Source organism: Stenotrophomonas maltophilia group sp. RNC7, from assembly GCF_030910085.1.
GTDB lineage: Bacteria > Pseudomonadota > Gammaproteobacteria > Xanthomonadales > Xanthomonadaceae > Stenotrophomonas > Stenotrophomonas sepilia.
Genome location: NZ_JAVFVN010000393.1, coordinates 1 through 1,242 on the forward strand (window position 1 = coordinate 1; position 1,242 = coordinate 1,242).

Below are 1,242 nucleotides of genomic sequence, written 5' to 3' on the forward strand. Positions count from 1 at the left end.
ACAACTGTCAGAAGTTCGTCCTTTGACAACTTGCGAATGTCGGTTCCGCGCCATTGGATGATCATAGGAATGTCGCTCATCCTCACTCTGCCTCCTTCTTGTCGGCTTCTTCCGCCCTTTTCAAAGCGTCCATCGTTTTCGGATACCGGCGAAGCGTGTCTTCAACGAGTTCCGGGATGCGCTCGCGCAACTCGTCTAAGCCTTCCTTGATACGGTCAAAGGTGCGCTTGTTCATCCTCACTCCCTTTCCCGCAGTGCGGCGCGGCCTGCCTTCCGGTCGAGATGATCAAGCCGTTGACGCATTTCATCTGTGAAGCGGCACACAGTCGTTAACCTGGCAGGATCGTTTAGAGCTTCTCCGATCTCTAAGATTGACGATGCCCAATCTGCCGCGTTCTTAGCGATGAATGCACACTGTTGCGCAAATTCTGCTTCCGTCAGCTTACCCATGGTCACCGCCTTTCAGGGCTTGGCGACCGATAGAGAAGCCTTCCCACGACCAGTAAAGCGGCCAGAGCGCACCGCCCGCCATCCCTTTGAAAACGACGCATTCAGGCCCTGAGTTGGTTGAATAGATTGATGGCCCACAGTTCGTTCCAGATGCCACGTAACCAAACGTCAGCAACGCAATAAGCCAGTATGCGGCAAAACACTTTTCGAATGTCAGCTTCATTCGCTCTGCTCCCCAAGTGCGGATGCGGCGAGCATGGCGCGCCAGCAATCGCTGAACGTTATGTCATAATCTGCATCCCAATCTTCCTCATTAGCTGCGGCCAGCATCCCCTCTGTCGGCTCCTGTAGAGCGGCGCGGATGGTGGATAGGATGAGACCGGCGGTTTTCACCGTTTCATCTGGTTTGGCGCTTTGCAAGATCGTGCAAATGTCGAACTTGAGCGCTAGGTGTTCCTTACTCGGCATTGCCGGCCTCCTCGCCATGGATCGAGCAACTAGCATTGATGACGAACATGACGTTTCCGTCCTTGTCCTTCACACCGCCCATGTAGCCTTTGCCATAGCCGTTATCGATGACAGGGCAGGTGCATCCCAGTTCGGTTGCTTCCTTGCTGCCTGGTTTTGGTGTCATTTGCTGGCCTCCCCACGAACAACGATTTGTGTCTTGGTGCGATAGATGTAGAGCGGGCACGACAAGTCGGTATTCGAGAATACGACACCGTTTCGAAAGCCCATTCGATCCGGGTACTGTCTGACGAAGTGCACTGCCATATGCGCAGCGCGGGACAG

5 protein-coding genes are annotated in these 1,242 nt (G+C 54.4%); all 5 read right to left on the bottom strand.

Annotated elements, in window-relative coordinates:
- Positions 1 to 82: 82 nt before the first annotated feature.
- The 5 genes from RCF13_RS06740 to RCF13_RS06760 are packed head-to-tail and all read right to left on the bottom strand — an operon-like array spanning position 83 to position 1,084.
- Positions 83 to 235, bottom strand: a complete 153-nt coding sequence (locus RCF13_RS06740; RefSeq protein WP_308140989.1) for a hypothetical protein — start codon at positions 233 to 235, stop codon at positions 83 to 85.
- Positions 236 to 237: 2 nt separating this feature from the next.
- The gene (locus RCF13_RS06745; RefSeq protein WP_308140990.1) at positions 238 to 450 is read right to left on the bottom strand and encodes a hypothetical protein; all 213 of its coding nucleotides are present in this window, start codon (positions 448 to 450) and stop codon (positions 238 to 240) included.
- Positions 443 to 673, bottom strand: coding sequence for a hypothetical protein (locus RCF13_RS06750; protein WP_308140991.1), 231 nt, complete (start codon positions 671 to 673; stop codon positions 443 to 445). Before RCF13_RS06750 ends, RCF13_RS06745 begins: the two co-directional genes overlap by 8 nt.
- Positions 670 to 918 (bottom strand): hypothetical protein, encoded by a 249-nt coding sequence (locus RCF13_RS06755; protein WP_113463053.1) that lies wholly within the window; start codon positions 916 to 918, stop codon positions 670 to 672. The genes RCF13_RS06750 and RCF13_RS06755 overlap by 4 nt, the downstream gene beginning before the upstream one ends.
- A complete protein-coding gene (locus RCF13_RS06760) occupies positions 908 to 1,084 on the bottom strand; it encodes a hypothetical protein (RefSeq protein ID WP_308140992.1) in 177 nt (58 codons plus the stop codon). The genes RCF13_RS06755 and RCF13_RS06760 overlap by 11 nt, the downstream gene beginning before the upstream one ends.
- Positions 1,085 to 1,242 lie beyond the last annotated feature (158 nt).